Annotated in this window: 15 protein-coding genes and 1 pseudogene; all 16 read right to left on the reverse strand. The window is 42.6% G+C overall.

Annotated elements, in window-relative coordinates; all coding sequences use genetic code 11:
- Nucleotides 1-2158: type VI secretion system ATPase TssH (gene tssH / locus CAG69_RS12225; RefSeq protein ID WP_161444397.1), on the reverse strand; the 2158-nt coding region annotated here is incomplete at its 3' end.
- A 10-nt stretch (nt 2159-2168) separates the two neighbouring features.
- Nucleotides 2169-3134 (reverse strand): type VI secretion system baseplate subunit TssG, encoded by a 966-nt coding sequence (gene tssG, locus CAG69_RS12230; RefSeq protein WP_046875360.1) that lies wholly within the window; start codon nt 3132-3134, stop codon nt 2169-2171.
- A complete protein-coding gene (gene tssF / locus CAG69_RS12235; protein ID WP_161444399.1) occupies nt 3131-4954 on the reverse strand; it encodes a type VI secretion system baseplate subunit TssF in 1824 nt (607 codons plus the stop codon). Before tssF ends, tssG begins: the two co-directional genes overlap by 4 nt.
- Nucleotides 4951-5415 (reverse strand): type VI secretion system baseplate subunit TssE, encoded by a 465-nt coding sequence (gene tssE / locus CAG69_RS12240; protein WP_012842186.1) that lies wholly within the window; start codon nt 5413-5415, stop codon nt 4951-4953. The genes tssF and tssE overlap by 4 nt, the downstream gene beginning before the upstream one ends.
- 7 nt (nt 5416-5422) lie before the next feature.
- Nucleotides 5423-6217 (reverse strand): type VI secretion system accessory protein TagJ, encoded by a 795-nt coding sequence (locus CAG69_RS12245; protein ID WP_161444401.1) that lies wholly within the window; start codon nt 6215-6217, stop codon nt 5423-5425.
- A 10-nt stretch (nt 6218-6227) separates the two neighbouring features.
- Nucleotides 6228-7739 carry a type VI secretion system contractile sheath large subunit gene (tssC, locus tag CAG69_RS12250; protein WP_161444403.1) on the reverse strand — a complete coding sequence of 504 codons (1512 nt, stop codon included), beginning with the start codon at nt 7737-7739 and terminating at the stop codon, nt 6228-6230.
- Nucleotides 7740-7791: 52 nt separating this feature from the next.
- Complete coding sequence (gene tssC / locus CAG69_RS12255; RefSeq protein ID WP_005396386.1) at nt 7792-9285, reverse strand: type VI secretion system contractile sheath large subunit; 1494 nt, start codon at nt 9283-9285, stop codon at nt 7792-7794.
- A complete protein-coding gene (gene tssB, locus CAG69_RS12260; protein ID WP_005396385.1) occupies nt 9285-9815 on the reverse strand; it encodes a type VI secretion system contractile sheath small subunit in 531 nt (176 codons plus the stop codon). Before tssB ends, tssC (CAG69_RS12255) begins: the two co-directional genes overlap by 1 nt.
- A gap of 15 nt (nt 9816-9830) precedes the next feature.
- The gene (gene tssA, locus CAG69_RS12265) at nt 9831-10949 is read right to left on the reverse strand and encodes a type VI secretion system protein TssA (RefSeq protein ID WP_161444405.1); all 1119 of its coding nucleotides are present in this window, start codon (nt 10947-10949) and stop codon (nt 9831-9833) included.
- Nucleotides 10942-11736 (reverse strand): PP2C family protein-serine/threonine phosphatase, encoded by a 795-nt coding sequence (locus tag CAG69_RS12270; protein ID WP_161444407.1) that lies wholly within the window; start codon nt 11734-11736, stop codon nt 10942-10944. The genes tssA and CAG69_RS12270 overlap by 8 nt, the downstream gene beginning before the upstream one ends.
- 9 nt (nt 11737-11745) lie before the next feature.
- Nucleotides 11746-12441 carry a type VI secretion system-associated protein TagF gene (gene tagF, locus CAG69_RS12275; protein WP_104970766.1) on the reverse strand — a complete coding sequence of 232 codons (696 nt, stop codon included), beginning with the start codon at nt 12439-12441 and terminating at the stop codon, nt 11746-11748.
- Nucleotides 12423-15941 carry a type VI secretion system membrane subunit TssM gene (gene tssM, locus CAG69_RS12280; RefSeq protein WP_012842180.1) on the reverse strand — a complete coding sequence of 1173 codons (3519 nt, stop codon included), beginning with the start codon at nt 15939-15941 and terminating at the stop codon, nt 12423-12425. Before tssM ends, tagF begins: the two co-directional genes overlap by 19 nt.
- Nucleotides 15942-15957: 16 nt before the next feature.
- Nucleotides 15958-17250: a type VI secretion system protein TssL, long form gene (gene tssL / locus CAG69_RS12285; protein WP_046875354.1), complete on the reverse strand. Its 1293-nt coding sequence runs from the start codon at nt 17248-17250 to the stop codon at nt 15958-15960.
- A gap of 11 nt (nt 17251-17261) precedes the next feature.
- Nucleotides 17262-18587, reverse strand: a complete 1326-nt coding sequence (tssK, locus tag CAG69_RS12290; RefSeq protein ID WP_161444409.1) for a type VI secretion system baseplate subunit TssK — start codon at nt 18585-18587, stop codon at nt 17262-17264.
- Between the two features lie 21 nt (nt 18588-18608).
- On the reverse strand, nt 18609-19064 hold the full coding sequence (gene tssJ / locus CAG69_RS12295; protein WP_005395676.1) for a type VI secretion system lipoprotein TssJ: 456 nt from the start codon (nt 19062-19064) through the stop codon (nt 18609-18611).
- Nucleotides 19065-19075: 11 nt separating this feature from the next.
- Nucleotides 19076-19226: pseudogene (locus tag CAG69_RS22725) on the reverse strand (type VI secretion system-associated FHA domain protein TagH); the annotation flags it as partial.

A 19226-nucleotide genomic window follows, 5' to 3' on the forward strand; every position in this document is an offset into this window, starting at 1 on the left:
ACAAAGACATCGTCGTTTCGGTCCCTGTATTCGCGGTCATAATAATAATAGTGTTTTTAAAATCTATATCGCGACCTTCACCATCTTTAATTGAGCCTTTATCGAATACCTGATAAAAAATATCTTGAACTCCAGGGTGCGCTTTTTCCATTTCATCCAAAAGAATCACACTATAAGGTTTGCGTCTGACGGCTTCAGTAAGTACGCCACCTTCGCCATACCCAACATAACCTGGAGGCGAGCCTAATAATAAGGAAACTTTGTGCTCTTCTTTAAACTCGGACATATTGATAGTTGTGACATTCTCTTCACTGCCGTACACTTTCTCTGCAATAGCTAAAGCAGATTCAGTTTTACCCACTCCACTTGGTCCCGTGAGAAGAAATACACCATTTGGTCGTGTCTCATCCGTGAGCTGTGCACTGGCAGTTTTTATCACTTCAGACATGACTTCCAAAGCGTGATCCTGTCCGACAACTCGTTTACACAAACTCTCTTTCAAACTCAGTACTGCTTGGATTTCATCATCCTGGAGTTTGCCCAGTGGTATCCCGGTCCAATCTGAAATTACTTCTGCAATAAGCGCTTCATTGACATGCGAAAATACTAATGGCTGCGAGTTAGCGGAGAGGCTACTTTCGAGCTCCTGTAACTTGTCCTTAGCAGTCTCAGAACCCTCCTTGATTATTTGAGCTCTAAGTGACTTAGCTTCACTTACCCACTCTTTTTCTTTCTCCCACAGCATCTCTAGTTCAACTATTTCACTAGATAGAACATCAATCTCTTTTCTGACATCTTGCAACTGCATATCAAGAGGTGCACCTAGCTGACTTTCTTGGCTTAGGTGCTCATACTCAGCTTGCTTAGCTTTTAGTTTATTCCTTTTCGCATCTAGACCTCCCGGTGTAGACGATTGACTTAACGCGACTCGCGAGCAGGCTGTGTCTAAAACAGACACAGCCTTATCTGGCAGTTGTCGGCCATTAATGTATCGAGCTGAGAGTTGAACGGCAGCATTGAGAGCCTGGCTAGTGATGTGGACGTCATGGTGTTGTGCCATTACATCAAGTAAACCACGTAACATCTCGACCGCAAGCTCAGGCGCTGGCTCGTCGACCTTCACTACTTGAAAGCGTCTGGTAAGAGCCGCGTCTTTCTCAAAATACTTTTTATATTCTGCCCAAGTTGTTGCTGCGATCGTTCTGAGTTCACCTCTCGCTAACGCTGGCTTTAGAATATTCGCTGCATCACCTTGTCCTGCTTGTCCCCCACCACCAATCAGACCATGTGCTTCATCGATAAACAAAATAATGGGTTGTGGTGCGTCGTTAACTTCTTTCACAAGGTTTTTAAGTCTGTTTTCAAACTCACCTTTCATGCCAGCACCAGCTTGCAATAACGCCAGATCCAAAGACTTAATCGCTACATTTTGTAGAGCAGGAGGTACATCGCCATCGATAATCTTTTGCGCCAAGCCTTCAACAACGGCTGTTTTTCCAACGCCAGCTTCACCAGTTAGAATCGGGTTGTTTTGTCGACGTCTTAATAAGATGTCGATCATTAAACGGATTTCATTGTCTCTACCAATAACCGGATCTATCTTACCTTCCCTAGCCTGCTCAGTAAGATCTGTTGTAAATTGATTCAGTGCAGAGTTCGCGTTTGATTTCCCTAGGTCATTCGATCCTGATTGACGCGTATTACTTTCTTTAAAGTTCAATAACCGAGATGGTTCTATCTTGTTTAGCTCAGGGCTAATCGAACCAGCCATGTTGACTAACGTATTATCGGACAAGTAGGCAAATAAAAGATGAATGCAATCCAACTGCTCCTGATTGAATTCAATCGTTGCCGATAGCAAAGCATTTTGCATCACTGTCACTGTGTGAGCTGAAAGACCTGGGACCGATTGACATCCCGTTTTGTATTTTTCAAGTGTCTTTTGAAGATCAGTTTCAACCTTGATTTTATCGACATCAAATTCGTCGAAAACTTCCGAGTAAATATCGGCAGGGTGTTGAATAATCGTCATTAACCAGTGAGATATTTCAATACTGTGATGGGTTCGAGAGCTTGCCATCGCAGCTGCTTGTTCAAGTGTTTCCTTAGCCTGAGGAGACAATCTTTCGACCAACGCTGAAAGTGAGAGTGGAGCCATTATGTTTCCTTTAAATAGTAATTGTTATGGTTCGATCTTTTGTGCGTTTATGTTTTTTAAGTACAGAACCAACACCTAACTGACCATGTTTTTTTGATAAACAAACTTGAGGTAATAAACTATGTTTGGTGGTGAGCTGCCATTTCACTTGCTTATGCTTACCAATAAATTCATAAGCCGCACGTTTAATAATTTCTACATTTGGATGGTTAGGCAGTAATTTACTAACCAGATCTTTGTGCTTTGGCAGAAACTCGATCGTTGTTCCTGCGTTTATATTCCAAGCTTTCGAGCCTAAGGATGCTCCGGAACCAAGTTGAGCAAACTGCCCTTCTGGCATAGTTCGAGATGAAAGACGTGTTTGCTCTTCTTTTGCAAGATGTAGCCACTGCCCTTGAAACTCATGAATCTTTACTTGGCATCCAGATAAACATTCAAGAACACTTTTTAGTCCAGCTTTACTTCTCGTCGGTGAAGCAAAAACACCACCATAGTGCAGGGACAAAGAACTACCCTGCCCAGTTAATGCCGATTTACAATCTTCTAAAGGTGAACGTAATCCCTGTGCATGAGCACGAGACTGAACGGTCAATTGACTTAGTTGCCAGCATCGATAGTAAAGAGACAGTAAACGATGGTTAAAAATATCGTAGAAGTCCACCATTGCTGTATCGCCTTCTTTTTGACGATGCAAAGCTAACTCGCTGTAGTGCTGAGGAAGCACCCCCTGCTCACCCGTTAGGCCTATCAGATTAGTTTCTAGTGCTAGCTTGTGGCTATCAATATGTTTCAGATCGCAAAGCTGCGCATTTTCAAAACCTAACGATGGGTTGACCTTTAGGTTTAGTTTTTCATGCTTAGGTAGAGCATCTGTCCCTATTTGTGCCTCGGCTTGCAAGATCTCGTGTTCGATAAGGTGAATTGCTTCAAACAACGGATGTTGCTTTAGATCTCGATAAAATTGCTCCGCGATCATAGCAACACCTTATCGCCAGTTAATGCAGGCCATAAGTGGAAGGGTTTTCCCGTTGACTTAAGTCTTATTTCTAGCTGCGTAAAAATGTTAATTTCAGCATATTGTGCAAAGTAAACGGATAAAACACTACCTAGGAGGAAGATTTGCTCTTTAGGTAAAATTTGATCAGAAACCGTCAAAATGATTTTTATACCGTGCGCAAAACCAACTTTACCTTTCTGACTTACTCTGCCGGTAGTCGGCTCGAACTCTAACTTCGCTAAAGCATCAATTACCGCTTTCGTTTCTGCGGTCCCAGAAAATGCATAGAGATTCAGAGTTTGCTTCAAAGTTGTTAATCCATCTTCTTCGGTAAAGTGGTTTAAAGTTAGAAGCTTAGTTAACTGCCATCGTGTACTTTCATCCATTTCTGGCCGGAGGGTTTCTGATATAGAAACTAAACAACGAACTGACTCGAAGTTGTCATTTACTTCCGGCAAAGAGACTTTTGGAAGACCACCTCCAAATGGAAGCTTCTGCGCTAAATTACGATTGCAGCACTCAGCTTCAACGTACATTAACCAGTTTTCTCGGCTCTCTGGACTGAACAATTGATGCCTTTTATCAACAAAAGAAATGTAAGTTTCCCTACCCGGCTCATCGTATCCACCAGCCCAGTTTTTATCCTCACGTCTCATCAACCAATAAATTTCACTGGCGTTCATATAATGCGTGTGCTCACCAGCGTGATAACATGGCAGGTTGTGATACGTTTTGTTCCAGTTTCTCAATGTTACGTCAGAAATAGAGACAACCTCGTTACTCTCGGCTTCCTGGTATTGCGGTGATAAGTGGTAATCGTACTCGGTTGGTAGAATACGCTTGGGCTCCATAACACTTTTAAATAAGTTGACGACTGGCACACAACCAACCATCAAGCTCTCTTCATCCACTTGCTTAGGAAGCCAATCATCATTGGTATCAAAGTAAAAATACAGTTCAGCTTGCTCTCCAAGAGCTAGCTCTGATAATCCGAGTTCAGTGATATCAAAGAACATGAACTTCTCAGGAAAGTGCAGATACTCAACAAGTAATCTTGCTCCCGAAAAGCTTCTCTTACTGTATGGAACAACCTTCTCATCTTCTGAAAATCCCACTTCAATAAGATGCCTTTTCGTTAAAGAACGAACTTCTTTGCCACCCGCAACGACAGATAAACCAATTAGATTTTGAAAGAGCATTTGGTAAAGTTTAAACGTCAACTGAGATTGCCCGTTTAAATAAAAACGCAACCGTTCTAATCCCATGTCACTCAGAGATGTCTCTTCATCTTGGGCGGTGAGCTGGATTTTCAAAACTGAATGAGCATGGCTTTCCCATTGGGAGCCCACCGATTTAAGCGGTGCGTTTTTGAAAGCGCCAGAGGTCACATCAACAGGGTACATTCTGACCGGATAACAGGTTCTAAACTCGCATTCGTGGTATCTAGGAGCACCGATAACGACTCGCTCACCTTCTTCTACGTCAAAAAAAGAGGAAGTGGAGCTAGAGCAGTTCATCTTAATGACGGACATTGATGGAATTGGTGCGTGAAAATCCGGATATAACTGCCCCATCAAAGATTCAGTGAACTGAGGATAACTATTGTCTAAACTTTGTCTAATCCTTGCCGTTAGAAATGCACAGCCTTCTAGCAATCTTTCTACATGTGGATCGTCAACCTGCTCCTCACTGATACGGAGTCTCGCAGCGATCTTAGGATACTGCTCCCCAAACTCTTGTCCTTTGTGACGTAAATAAGCTAACTCGCGATTATAGTATTTGAGAAACTCTTCACTCATTTCGCTCTACTCAGTTTCATACCTAAATTTACCGGCTCTACTTCAGAATTGAATCGCACTTCATGAATGCTGTTATCAATTAAGCAAGTGGCGCTGATTTGTAACCTCAACACCCTATCAATAGCGTTTTTCTCGTCCGAAATCTGGACATAAGGATTCCTTAACCTCGGCTCGAACTCTTTAATTGCATCATGAACAATGTCACAGAGCTGATTCTGCCCCTCTTGGCTGCTATAAGGCATCGAGGAAAAATCTGGCAGACCATAATTCAATATTGAATAGCGAACCTCTAAAAGGTCATCAGGAATGTTTTTCCATCCGATACGACTATTTAACATAGACTCCAGATCTCTAAGCAAGCTGTTCAACATCTGTTGTTGGCTCGTAGGGAAGTCTTTTTCATCTCTAGTTGAAGGATCACTATCCATCAATTTGTCGAGCAGAGAAACGGTTAAAGACATGTTATTATTACGCTATTTGTTTCGACTCTAACAATGTAGTCAAGTCACAGGTTGGGAGGGCTGAATCACCAACTAGCCAACATTTTTGGCCTAAACCCACGAAGGATTCTTGCTCACCAAGCTGTTTCCAATCCGTTTCTCGACCTAGCTTTTGTGCGTCAGTTTCTGAGTCAACATAGGTCAATGGCATATGACCTTCTCCTTCGCCAAGTCCGTCAATATCAAACTCTACAGGTCGCCAAATACTTTCTAATAAAGAGGTAGGTGCTTTTATTTCTAGCGCTTGAATGCTAGAAATTGGAACAAGAAAATAGTTACCCGCGGTGGAAAACAGTTCAATGTAACCACCTAAACGATCATCAATATCCCTAGCATCTTCATAGTTTGTACCGTTTATGTTAAAGCCTTTAATAGTACGCTGCTCTTCAATGCTATGCGCTAGGTGTGATGCTTCTGCATAGTGTTGATTTTTGAGAGCGAGGTTAAAGCGAACAAGCTCTTTAGTGAATTCCTCGTCACCTAATACCTTGGCACTAGCCGCACCGTCAATAAAATCTTTTCTAGCCTGGGCCGCTTTCACTAAATGTCGCAACTGACTTGCACCAGGTAGATACTCAGGAAACAATTTGATCGATTGCATAAGTTGCTCATCCGCACGCTCGAAGTCTCCATCAATGCAAAGCAGCTCAATGAACGAGCTTCTCAAGCTTGCATCTTTAGGCGCCGCTTTAATTTCATCAATTAATAGCTCTAGAGCTTGTTGCAATTGGCCTTGGGACAAAGCATTTTTCCATTGGGTCATTGTTATTTCCTTACACCAAGTGCTCTGGTGATAATTCAGTAATTAATTTAATGCTAGATACCATTTGATCGAGCTGGAAGTGCGGTCGCAAATGGATAACAGAGTAATAGTGTCCTGGAGTTTCTCTTTTCTCTCGAACCGTAATTTTCGCTTCATTTAAGGGGTACTTCGCCCTAAGTTCATCAGATGCTTCATCCGACGCGGTAGTGTACTGATGCAACCATCGTTGAAAGTCCCGCTCTAAGCTTTCTGCGTCTTGATACCCACCAATCTTGTCACGCCCCATAACCTTGAGATAATGTGCGACTCGCGACACACACAACGTGTACTGCAACATCGACGTGAGCTTTGCATTCGTTGAAATGTGTTTTTCTGCATATTGCTTAGGCTTGTAGAGAGATACATTCGAGGTCATCCCTACCATATCGGTTTCAGGTACAGGAGAAATAGAAATGAAACCGCATTCAGACAACTCTTGTTCTTTTCTCTCAGAGATCTTTAAGTTTAAAGGACATCTTTCACGGTCATTCTTGCCATTAACACGCATTTTGTTCCTAGTAGGAGCTACGATAATACCCTGACTATAATCCCCTTGCTTAATGCCTCTCATGTGCGTAAACCACCCATGCTCCTGAAACGCTCTAATTGATACGGCCGCAAAACAATACGCGCTACTCCCCCATAGCAAATCGCGATTAGAGTCGTAGACATGCTCTTGAAAGTCGAACTGATCGTTGCGTGAACCATCACTTTTATATGGCTGACGGAATAAAACATTCGGCGCAGTCAGGCCAATAAATTTGGTATCATCGTTGTCTCTCAAACTGCGCCATTTTGCGTAATCTGCCTGTTCAAATTGGGCCGCAATATCTCTTATCACAGAGAGCTGTGAAAAACTGTCAACACCAAACATCTCCGGCGATGCTGACATAATGAACGGGCTGAATGCTGCCGCTGCAGACTGAGAGATCTTGCTGAGCACAGACAGATCTCTATCAAAATAATTTTTACTCGCATCACAACGAAGTTGATAATCGCCAACTACCACGCCAAAGGGTTCTCCCCCGGCCATGCCATATTCATTTTGATAGAGCAGCTTAAATAGTGCTGATTGGTCAAACTCGATGGCTTTTAGTGCATCTTTACTAACTTCATTCCATGTTGCCGCCAACACCTTGACTTTGACGGAGTCTGATGAGCGAGTGTCGACCTGTTCGCATAAATACCTGACGCCTATCCAACCTCTTTCGAGTTGTTGAAACTCAGGATGATGTATTATTTCGTTTAATTGAGATTCTAATAGCTCATCAATTCGGTTTATCGTGTTCATCACACTATGACGAAAACTGTCCAAATCTCTTGAACGCGTACCTTCTAGCCAAATTCGAGCTGCTTCTATAAGATCAGAAGATTCATTGAATCGAGTCAACCACGGGCTATCAAGCTCAGCATAGCCTTCTGTGCTGAATTCATGCTTTAGCTTACTGGGATCGCGAAAGTTAAGTGACACTGCTATTTCCATCTAGAACATAACGATTTGGTATGGCTGGCCTTACGACCAGCCAATTCATTTCTTATCCACCCGACTGAGGGATCTTTGCAACAAGTCGCAAAGATGTCGTCAATTCTTCCATTTGCAACCAAGGCTTAAGCCATGCTACAGCATTGTAAGAACCTGGTGCGCCAGGGATTTCCTTAACCTGGACACGAGCATCTGCTAGAGGGTATTTCGCTCGGATCTCTTGACCACCACCCTCTGAAGCATTTACATAGCCTAGAATCCAGCGGTTCAACCAAGACTCAACGTCTTCTGCTTCCATAAAGCTACCGATTTTATCTCGAGCCATTACCTTCAAATAATGCGCAAAACGAGATGTCGCCATCATGTAAGGTAGACGTGCTGAAATCGCCGCATTAGCCGTTGCTTCTGGAGATTCGTGGTTCGCCGGTTTTTGACAGGTTTGCGCACCAAAGAACACCGCATAGTTGGTGTTTTTGTAGTGACAAAGCGGTAAGAAACCAAGTTTACCCAGCTCTGCCTCACGTCGGTCGGTAATACCAATCTCTGTTGGACACTTCATATCAGGATCGCCATCATCACTCATGAAGAAATGTGTTGGCAAATTATCCACTCGACCACCACCTTCTGCACCACGGATAGCTGTACAGAATCCATATTTTGAGAAGGCGTCTGTTAACTTAACACCAAGAACATACGAAGAGTTCATCCAACAGTAGTCATTATGCTCAGCATTGACAGCAATACCTGACACTGGATCTACTTCGAACTCTTCAAATCCAAATTCCTCAACTGGAGCAGTGGCTTGTCCGTATGGCAAACGAGCCAGAACTTTCGGCATAGTCAGGCTAACAAAACGTGAATCAGCACTCTCACGGAACGAACGCCATTGAGCGTATTCTAGCGACTCAAAGACCTTGTCTAGATCGCGTGGTTTTGACAGTTCAGTCCACTCATCAAAACCAAATAGTGCTGGTGAGGCCGCGGACAAGAATGGGGAGAAGCCTGAAGCGGCTACATTTGACATTAGGCGCAGCGACTCAATATCCTCTGGGTGGTTGGTAAACTCATAGTCACCAATTAATGCACCATAAGGTTCACCACCTGCACTGCCAAACTCAGACTCGTAAACTTTCTTAAAGATCTGGCTTTGGTCAAATTCAACCGCTTTACTCAAGTCTTTATGTAACTCTTTCTTAGTCATACTCATCATGCGAATTTTCAGAGTAGAGCTCGTCTCTGAGTTCATCACTAGATAATTTAAACCACGCCAAGAACCTTCAAGTTTCTGTAATTCAGGATGATGCATTACTTCAGACAACTGATCAGAAATCTGTTTATCAAGTAAATTAATCGCTTCACGAAAAGTTACCGTTAGGTTTTTGTTCCAAGTAACCGTCCCTTTCATCGCTTCTTCAGTGAGCGTTTTAATTAGCTCTTCAGCACGAGAGGCTTCTGTCTGCTTAGTTGCACCAATAGCTTGATCTAAAAATGAAGTTGTTTGTTCATTAACAGTTGGATCTAACTGCTTTTCAGCTTCAGTCGTCATTATTCCGCTCCTTCAGTACTGTCTGACTTCGCTTTCTTGCCAAGATCTAACTCGCCCGCAAGTTTTGCCAGATTGTCTGTGTTGTTCAAAACATCCTCTAAGATGTTTTCAAGCTCTTCAGAACGGTCAACTTTTGTCATCAAATCACGCAGTTTATTACGCGTTTCCATCAGTTGGCGCAGTGGATCAACTTGATTTACGATCGCAGCGGGCTCAAAGTCTTGCATTGATTTAAAGTTCAAATCCACCTCAAACTGTGAATCGTCGTTCGCAAGCTTGTTCGCAACTTTGAACTTAACCGATGGGTTCATCTTTTTGAGCACATCATCGAAGTTGTCTCGATCGATCTGAATAAAACGGCGGTCTTTCAAAGGCTTCAACGCTTCAGTGTTTTGACCAGCGAAGTCACCCATTACACCTACAACAAAAGGTAGCTCTTTCTTAAGAGTTGTACCTTCAGTTTCAACATCATAGGTAATGTGGACACGAGGCTTCCGTACTCGTGACAGTTTCGAGTGGATACTCGTCATACCATTCTCCCTTTATTAATTTTCATTTTGTTCTGCTATGCCAACCAAACGGAAGTAGCTTTTCTTTGCATCTCCGTCGGAGATAAGTTCCGCCAGTAACTCCGGCAGAGGCATTCCACACCAACGAATGATCTGTTCGATGGAGTAAGAAACTGGTGAGTGAGGCTCACTCTCTCTGAAGAAATCAGCCACTTGCTGCAATTGTCTAATCGCCTGCTCTCGTGATTTCATGTTTGTCGCTAATAGTGCATCAGAACTTTGTGAACTCACTTGTTGTTCCGAAGAAGTAGATTCATCCACCTCCTCCAGTTCTTCAAACACAGCTTGTGGTTGATTAAAACGCTCTCCAAGGAGATGCTTTAATGCCGAGTGTATTGATTCAAGCCTTTTTGATATATAAGAGCTGGGAGTAACATCACCTACCGCTTCATCTAATCGCTGACTGAATTCATTAAATGACTCTGTGGCGAACTCCAGATCAGCGATTAGCTCACGATAAAAGGAATCAGAGGTAGATTTAACTGTAGTTGTAATATCAGATAGCTCTGTAGCGCCAAGATCGACTCGATTTCGGCGCTTATCTTCATCTAAACGCTCCAACTCAATAGCTTGCTGATATTCCCAGTAGGCATACGCTTGCTCAACACCTACGTCAGTAAGCGGGATACAAGCAATAGGGAAAATAAGTGTTCCTTCGCTATCGATACCATTGAGGCCAGTAATCGCCGATATTCTTGTTTCAATGCCATCCTCATCAGGCATTGGATAGAGAGCATCCCAAAACTTCTCGATGAACTCGGTTGCGAGTTTGTACCCAACGCCCATACCACGAAAACCATGCAATCGAGTTAGGGCTTCTATAAGCCAAGCAACAAATTCCAAATCTTTAGACTGATTCGTAAGTATCTCTGGTACTTCCTCAATAAATACACGCCATAAGTTACTGTGGGTATAAATGCTTTCTTCTTCTATAAGCGCATTGCGCTCTGCATTTCGCGCAGCCATACGCTGATCTTTTAATCGGTAATAAGCGGACTGTGGCGAGACATCTTCTCTAGGATCAACACCTGTGGGATTCTCTTGAGATATAGGAGCCAACGCTTGTTCATACCAATCGAACATCTCACTATTCATAAGACCTCCCTCTAAGAAAAACGGGGATCGTCGCGTCTTCTCTCGTTACTGCTTCAAATTCCGTCTGCGCTTGGCGAACTTTGACTAACGCACAAGTAACGTTATCACTTGCCCCCCTCACTAACGCCGAATGCATGAGTGCTAATCCTGCTTGATTTACTGAGTCCGCATACAATGTCCGGTGAATTTCATCACTCGTTAATTCTTTAGAAAGCCCATCACTACACAGAAGAAATTGGTCTCCATCAGCCAACTGCCCTGAAACTTGATCAATAGTGATACTCTCATCTACCCCAACAGCTCTGGTAATAACATTTGCGAGAGGATGTGACTCAGCATCTTCAAATGCCAATAACCCTTGATCGACTAAATCCATAACTTGACTATGATCGCGTGTTTTTTGAGAAAAATGACCATTTCTAAGCTGGTAAATTCGGCTATCACCGACCCAAAGACAGTGGTAATACCCGTCCTGGATAAACAACAAAACGAGAGTTGTTCCCATCGTTTTACCGTCTAAGTGATTTTGTGCGTATTGATAAATTTCTAAATTCGCGGCTTGAACCACACTCCGGATATCATCGATATTGGTATGTGGGACATCCTGCATATGGCGCGCGATTCTATCCACTAGCATCTGGCTTGCTATGTCGCCAGCACTATGCCCACCCATTCCATCGGCTACAACCCAAATATGCTGCTCTGTCATATCTAAAAGAGCATCCTCGTTATAAGGGCGTACTTTTCCTGCGTGCGATTTAGCAAAGGTAAAATAGTTCCAATTCATTCTTCTATCCTACCAATTCCACTTTTTCCAACCGCCATCAAGCATGGCAGAAAATTGACCAATAGAAGGGAAACCGCTGGTCATAAACATACATGGTTCAACTAGAGTCGAGCCTTCAGTCCACCAAAAGCATGGCTTACTCAATTTTTCTTTAATAAGGTAATTCAAAAGTGCGCTTTGATCTGCTCCACCTTGATCATGAAAAATCGTAGATATTTGGCTTTGATAAAGAAACTTAAGAGGCCGCACTTCACTTTTTACATTCGCCACTAAATCGTTTTTTTCTTGCATGCTCTTATGCCAAACATCAAATACAAAGTCGTCCTCAAGTACTGCTAGGGCAAGAGATGCACTGTCCTCGGTCCAAGCTTTGTCCCCCCAATATTGCGCAGCTTCACCTTTTACGGCACGAGCTATAGTAAAGAAAAAGTATCTACCGCATGCATCTACACTAGGAATCATGCTACCAATGTATGTCGAGTCTTCTAAGTAACTAACATCCAGAGCAAAGTGCCACACAGGCGCGGTTAAAAAGTGCTCATTCCAACTTTCACCCAATTGTTCTCTGCTGACTGCAATAACAGCCTGCTGCCAGTCATGCCAGCGCTCTGAAAAATCTTGTGATAAGCCATCTTTCACAAAGTCTCCTTTTGCAGGCATTTTACCGATATAACCCCAGGCTGATGTTACAAGGTTCGTGGACATCTGAACCTCTCCATTTCATTTGACCAAAACGGATTAATAGCACTAGACGGAATAAGCTCTAGTTGCACCTTATTTCCCTTTAAATCAATCATAACTATGTTGTCTTTACGTGATTCTGGTCTTGCTTTAAGTGATTGATCTAGCAGTTTGAATATGCCCCACTCACCTTCATAAGTATGGGCAATCTCACGTTTAGATTCTGGCGGTGTGAACACTATTCGAGTCTGGTCTTGACCCGCGGGCCAGCTCAAGGATTTAGCTCGTGCTGGTCCATGCTTATAAACCAAATCTTGCTTACCTAGCTCTAGAACAAACCGAGTAATGTGCTGATCCAGATACACTGGTTTCATACCGAACTCTACGCGCAATGAATTATCAGATTCAAAGAAAGACTGCCTGATACGCTTCGCTCTTTGAAAGACCATCAGCGTTTCTGGACGAACTCCAATTTCCTTTTCTAATCGCCAACGACTTTTCGAAGTATCGACAAACGGTTCAAGATACTCTTGGAAGAATGAGTCAAGCGTACCTCCATAACCAAAGAAACGTTTGAAGTCCTTCAGCCTTACTTCTCTGCTTGCATTTGGCTCGAATGGGTATCTACCCGCAATAGTCCGCTGATAAGGGCGCACCACTTGCGTAACCCAAAGCTGATTTAGATGATCTTTCGACCCGCTCTCCGCAAACTTAACTGACTCTTGAGAAAGTTCACCTAGCCATTGATTAAATGGCCTAGGCAAAAGTTCTTTAGCGCGGGCAAAGGAAGCAGCCACATCTTGTGTAACAGTCCCATCTAAAATACTTTTGTAAGCAATTTTCTGATTATTACCTGAGCTTGATAAATCGCTTAAATACGAGCGCAAGTTAACCATAGCTTGTTGAATATCATCAAAGTCTTGTTCGCCGAGACGTAAGATCTCCGAAAAATGAGATTCGACTTCTTTACCTGGCAGTGCAACATTGAAACCATTTTCTTCAGGCAAGTACATGTCTAGTCTATCTGCCGTATTCGAAAATTTAACTTTGGCAACCTTACCTGCGACTTCAGAAGTGGCCTTCTGATTTTCTGACAATGATACTTTCGACAAACCAACTTCTTTTTGGATTGCCCTCAACAACGATTCGATTGGCCTTTCAACTCCAGATAGAACTCTAGCTTGTTCTGTTGCAAGCTCTAGGCTCGGAGCCTGCTTAAGTTGAATATCTTCGATCAGAGTTTTCCATTCATTCACATAATCTTGATAGTATCGAGATTGGACTCCTTGAATAGCGCTATCTTGGTCAATTTCATGAGCCTTAAGATCGTCACCATAAACCCAGTTCTCTTCCATTAGGCTTTTTACTGTACGGTTGATCTGAATCTGAAAAATGCTATGAAAGCCATTGTACGTATAAAAGCCCGAAATGCCTTGTGATAACGGCTTTCCACTCGCTCGTTCAAACTGCTCAAGCCCTTTAGGCCCCAAGACATCAGTCAAACGAAATGAAGGAACATGACTCTTCGAAAATTGTATCTTCATTCGCTGATAAGCACGTTCTGGTAGAGACATTTGTGTCAAAACCTCGCGAGCATTAGTCACGGCAGCAGTATTATAAGAAAAGCCTTGTCCATTATTCTCTAATAAATTTTGAGTGTGCTGTAACAGACCTTTTCTTAAGTCTAGATTTAGTTCACCCGGATATTGACGTTCAAAATAGAAGTTAAACCAAGCCAACACTTCATCTTGTTGGTATTTGTCTGGATTAAATAACATCAAATAAGTTTTCAACGTTTCATACAAATACTCTCGATGCTGTTGATTACTTTCCATTTCCGTCACCAAGCTATCAAGAAGCAAGGGAGCGTAATATTGGGTCAACGCATCAGAATATGCATTGTTCGCCGCCTGTGAGACTTTATCTCCTTGATAGAGACCAAACCTTTTTACGGAATCAGCATCGCCGTAGTTGCTTTGCTTTCCTAGAGGAAGCGTCATCAATCGGTCTAATGTCTCTACGGCTGAGATAATATCCGCCTCAAAATCTAGGCTCTCAGCACCAATCATTGCTTCAATATGGCCGGCTTGCTCATTGGTATCGACAATCAACTGAGAATTCCACTTGTAGCTCATAAGCCAAAGTGCAGACGCACCTAGCAGTAGAGAAGCACAGCCAATGTAAACACCTCGGCGCATCCACCCTGACTGCTTTTGATAGTGACGATTAACCGTTCCTAACAGTTGTTCCTTGAAAATAACCTTATCAAACAAGTTCTTCACGAAATAACTATGAGATCCTGTTGGGCTTTTTGCTAGAGCGAGGCGATTTAGTCCAAGTCCATTGGTCGATTCATTCATTAACTTATCGACTGGTAAGCCTTCTTGGACCGAGCTCAACATAAACACACCACGAATCAAGGCTGGCTCTTCAAAACTATTTTGTGCAAATATTTCCGCTAAAAATTCATCAAGGTTAGCTTGCAATACCCTTAGCTGTTTAGGAAATTCAAAAATAAGTGCTCGCTTCTCTAAATCATCTTCAGTTTCAAGGATTCTCAGCATTCGAGCATCAAGTCGCTCCAACATGCCATGAAATTCTTTATTGAATAAAGAAATAACCCCTCTTTCATCAGCCACTTCACGCGGAAACATGAAACCGAACAATTCCTCACGCTCTTCCTTACTTAGATCAGAGAAGAACTCATTGAAACCCGCGACTAAATCCATTTTGGTCAGTAGTACGTAAATAGGAAATTGCATCCCTAACTGATTCTTCAGTTCTTGAAGGCGCGACTTGATAGCTCGAGCATGAAGGCTTCGCTCGGTTCTCGTCTGCGACATCACACTGGCTAAACTGATCGTGACAATTGCTCCATTAATTGGCCTTTGCGTTCTATATTTTTTCAACAACCCTAAGAAGCCGTGCCATGCTTTAGAGTCGACTTTTTCTTGACTGTCTTGTGTCGTGTATCGACCGGCCGTATCAATCAGAACTGCTTTATTTGCAAACCACCAATCACAATGACGAGTTCCACCGACTCCAGCAATAGAGTCAGAACCAAGGCTATCCGCTAACGGAAACTCCAGCCCTGACTGCTTTAACACTGTTGTTTTCCCTGTCCCTGGAGGGCCGATCAACACATACCAAGGCAAGTCATATAAGCTTCGCTTTCCTTTATGTGTTTTCGTTACTACTTTGACAGCTTGCTCAATACGCTCGCGCATCAAGTCAATTTCACTCGCCGCTTCTTTATCTGACTGACTATCAACCTCCAGTAACGTTTGAATACTTTCGTCTTCTTTAACTTTTTGCTTGTGCTGCTTAGTCACGTTGAATAAAGCCCACACAAACACCAGCACCAAAATCGTGACGAGTCGTTGGAAGTCGCTCTTTAGTGGCTCATACCCCGCTATCGTGATAAGTGGACCAACAACCCAAATAAAAATTGAACAAGCAGCGACACCGATAAGACCTAGAAACCACCTTTGAGTAAATATTCTGCCAATTTCTTTAATACGCATCTCTATCTACCTGTTATTAATTCGCGACAAGGAGGTCGATTTCAATTCGACGGTTAATAGCTCGGTTTTCGTCACTGTTGTTTTCAACCAATGGTCTTGCATCACCCAGCCCTTCTGGTATGACTCGACCTTCTAGTGCGCTATTCGAGATAAGTTGTTCAGACATAGCAGTAGCTCGAGCTAATGATAGATGCCAGTTCGAAGGATATTTACTCGTGAAAATTGGCCTATCATCGGTATGACCTGTCACAATGATCTTGCCTTGGGTCGACTCCAACGTTCTAGCGAGTTTAGAAATTACGGGTTGGATATACGCAACAACATCAGCACTACCTGATTCAAATAGATCTTGCGACTTTAACGAAATTCTTACCCTGTCTTGCAACGGCTCGACGTTAATTAGCCCCTTCCCGATCTCAGTTGCCAGATACATAGAGATCCTTTCTGCAATTGGCGCTGATTTTGATTCTGACGTTGTATCTTGGTTAAGCTGTTGCGGTTGAACCAAATTGACTAATTGAGAAAAGGTACGGTTGGAAGCCTTGTTTAGCTCATAGCTAAAATACATAAATATACAAACCAATAATGCAGCCGTTACGGAGCACACAACCCAGAGAGGAGCTCTGTCGGAAGCCTTAGAGCCATTCAAAATGTGTTGTTCGATACTATTGCTTAGCTCTTGAGGTATCCCTCTTCCGTAAGACTTAAGAATAGCGATAATCTGCCTTCTCAGTTTTCGGTGAGACTCCAGTCCGTTTTTTTCCAAACGATATTGGCCGAGAAACCCAAGCGATAGGCACACGTACATCAATTCAAGCAAATCTAAATTTGTATCTGGTTGCGCCATGCACTTATCAAGGTACTTAAAGAACGCTTCCCCACCCTGGCTGCTGGCATAGAAAGAACTAAGCAATGAGTCATGGCTCCAAAATGAATGCCCCCCCCAATTAGTATTGAGCACCGCTTCATCTAACGAGCAACACAAACAGTAACGAGCCGTATCAATAGTGTCCAAATCAACGTCGTGGTGGCGTAGTCGGTTCTCATAATCTCTAAGTTTTTGTGCCAACGTCTCTTTTAGAAACAACGGGTCAGAATGAGTCGCTGTCGCTCGAATTTGACCAATAATGGATAAAAGACCATTCGCTTCTGCCAATAAAGGGTTGTTCCCATAAGCAACCACTGAATCGTTATTCACCAATTCAGGACTTTTTGAGATAACTACCGTATTATCTGCTGACTTTTCTGATTGTGGTTTCGGTGCGGGCGCTCTTCCACCCGGTGTTGGTTTTACGATCGTTTGTTCCATACTGAGCACACCTATTGACTAATACTCCACAGCTCAAGGTCAGCATTCGGAAAATGCCCCGATAAATGCAGCGCAATACCACCACTGTCTTTCAGCCTCATCCAAAACGGGCCTTTCTTGACTACTTCGAAGTAGACATAACCCGTTTGGTAAGGGATCTGCCTCGGTACTACACTTAATGGCGCTACGTTTATGCCATTAATCTGATTGTTGATCAGATCACGAATCTGCTCCGCTGGTCCAAACTTGAGCTGCGCCGGGACTAAACGTCTGATTTCATCTGTTGTCGTATCAGCTTTGACCGCAAGCACAAACTGGCATGATTCAAGTAAACGCTTATCTGGAAGTGGCGTCACTTGAATTCCATATTGTCGTGGCTCCAAAGGAAGTTTGCTTGCAGTTTGATCAAGGACAACGCTCAGATATTGACTCAGAACTTGATTCAATTCGCTATAAACACTTGATACATCTAAGTGATCGTATGTAAGTAAGCTTGGTATCCTCTTGGTTTTGTCAGAAAACGTAGCTAATTCACCAATATAACCTTTCAGGGTCGTAGCTAATTCCAATGGATGTAGCCTGTCTAGGTCACTAAAGTGCTTTAACATCGCCTCATACCTGTTCAACATTTGTAGCATGATGAAATCAACAGCAGATGCAGATGCGGCTTTGCCCTTAATCAATCGCTGCGCAATAACGTCGGCACGCATCTTTGTCATCGCAATAACGTTACGCAAGTAAGCCGACATAACTTTGTCGCTAAGTAAATTGATAAGCGGTGGAACGTACGAATCGTCTAGTATTACTTCGCCTTCTGCCGTTACCTCTTTTATTTTCAAAATCGGTAACTCAATATAACCCGCTAATTTGTCATTGCTGGCTTTCAGTTCCAGGTTTAGGGCTGCGACTTGAATCGTTTCTTCATCCTGCCCAGTGAGATTATCTATAACGTCAACGTCTTTAAGTACATAACGAGAAACGATCGCCTCACTTACATCAGAAACATTTTTACCTTTGATATTTGAAAGGGGAAGAGTGATTTTTACTAACGTATTTTCTACGTCTTTATCAATAAATAAAGGCACAACCGAATCGCTGGCTGTTAAGGTATTAACCAGAGTCATATCTGGCAAAACTGCCTCAAAGTGATCTAATTCAATCAGACCATCTTTTAATGCATGTTCTTTTACTCGACATTTCCAAACCCCCCAATTATAAGCCCCACCAAACTGATGTAAGCCTTTGAATTCTTGAGAGGTTGCGCGTTCATGTTGTTGAAAGTGCTGGGGACGTAAAAACATCCCTTCGCACCAAGCCGTCTTGGAGTATTGCGTCATTTATAATTAGCCAACTAAACGTTATTTTACGACCAAAGACAGATCTTCTAACAGAATTTGATAGGTGTTGTAACCGGTCTTATCCACTTCAATGACTTGTCGCCAATTTGAATTTTCAATATCTCGAAACGCTGCGACAATGCCTAAGTATTCAGTCTTTGGAGACATACTTGCCTGATATGTTTCTTTCTGACCTGGAGTTAATGATATTTCATATTTATTCACTAAATCAGGGCCTAAGACTTTTTCACTTTCTTCATAAATTGAAAAAAAATCCTGACTTTCAAAAAGGGTATTTGATGTTAATTCAAAAACATACACGACTACAGGGGATGGCCTACCATTGGAGTCAGGGTTAATATTGTGATTTGCTGTTATTTCTAAATCTGAATATGGATCAACAACTAAATTGGCTGCTGAGCATCCAAATAAAACCATTGAAATTAATAACAAAATGTACTGATAAACTCTTTTCATCACCCTATTTCCTAGCTTTTATTTTTTAATGCTAACTCATAGTGTTTAGCGAAATCTTCTAAATAAAATGGAGATTCTTTATTGATAATGTCATCGGATAGCTTTTCATGAATATCCTCAAACCGCTTCCAACTTTGAGCATATTTCCTTGCTGGAATAACC

Source organism: Vibrio sp. V43_P6S15P86 (assembly GCF_009904725.1).
Classification (GTDB): domain Bacteria; phylum Pseudomonadota; class Gammaproteobacteria; order Enterobacterales; family Vibrionaceae; genus Vibrio; species Vibrio diabolicus.

Coding starts and splice junctions, on each gene's coding strand:
- tssE (WP_012842186.1), bottom strand. CDS start 5,415: ATGTCTTTAACCGTTTCTCTGCTCGACAAATTGATGGATAGTGATCCT.
- tssC (WP_005396386.1), bottom strand. CDS start 9,285: ATGACGACTGAAGCTGAAAAGCAGTTAGATCCAACTGTTAATGAACAA.
- tssG (WP_046875360.1), bottom strand. CDS start 3,134: ATGATCGCGGAGCAATTTTATCGAGATCTAAAGCAACATCCGTTGTTT.
- tagF (WP_104970766.1), bottom strand. CDS start 12,441: ATGTCCACGAACCTTGTAACATCAGCCTGGGGTTATATCGGTAAAATG.
- tssC (WP_161444403.1), bottom strand. CDS start 7,739: ATGGAAATAGCAGTGTCACTTAACTTTCGCGATCCCAGTAAGCTAAAG.
- CAG69_RS12270 (WP_161444407.1), bottom strand. CDS start 11,736: ATGAATTGGAACTATTTTACCTTTGCTAAATCGCACGCAGGAAAAGTA.
- CAG69_RS12245 (WP_161444401.1), bottom strand. CDS start 6,217: ATGACCCAATGGAAAAATGCTTTGTCCCAAGGCCAATTGCAACAAGCT.
- tssB (WP_005396385.1), bottom strand. CDS start 9,815: ATGACGAGTATCCACTCGAAACTGTCACGAGTACGGAAGCCTCGTGTC.
- tssJ (WP_005395676.1), bottom strand. CDS start 19,064: ATGAAAAGAGTTTATCAGTACATTTTGTTATTAATTTCAATGGTTTTA.
- tssM (WP_012842180.1), bottom strand. CDS start 15,941: ATGCGTATTAAAGAAATTGGCAGAATATTTACTCAAAGGTGGTTTCTA.
- tssK (WP_161444409.1), bottom strand. CDS start 18,587: ATGACGCAATACTCCAAGACGGCTTGGTGCGAAGGGATGTTTTTACGT.
- tssA (WP_161444405.1), bottom strand. CDS start 10,949: ATGAATAGTGAGATGTTCGATTGGTATGAACAAGCGTTGGCTCCTATA.
- tssL (WP_046875354.1), bottom strand. CDS start 17,250: ATGGAACAAACGATCGTAAAACCAACACCGGGTGGAAGAGCGCCCGCA.
- tssF (WP_161444399.1), bottom strand. CDS start 4,954: ATGAGTGAAGAGTTTCTCAAATACTATAATCGCGAGTTAGCTTATTTA.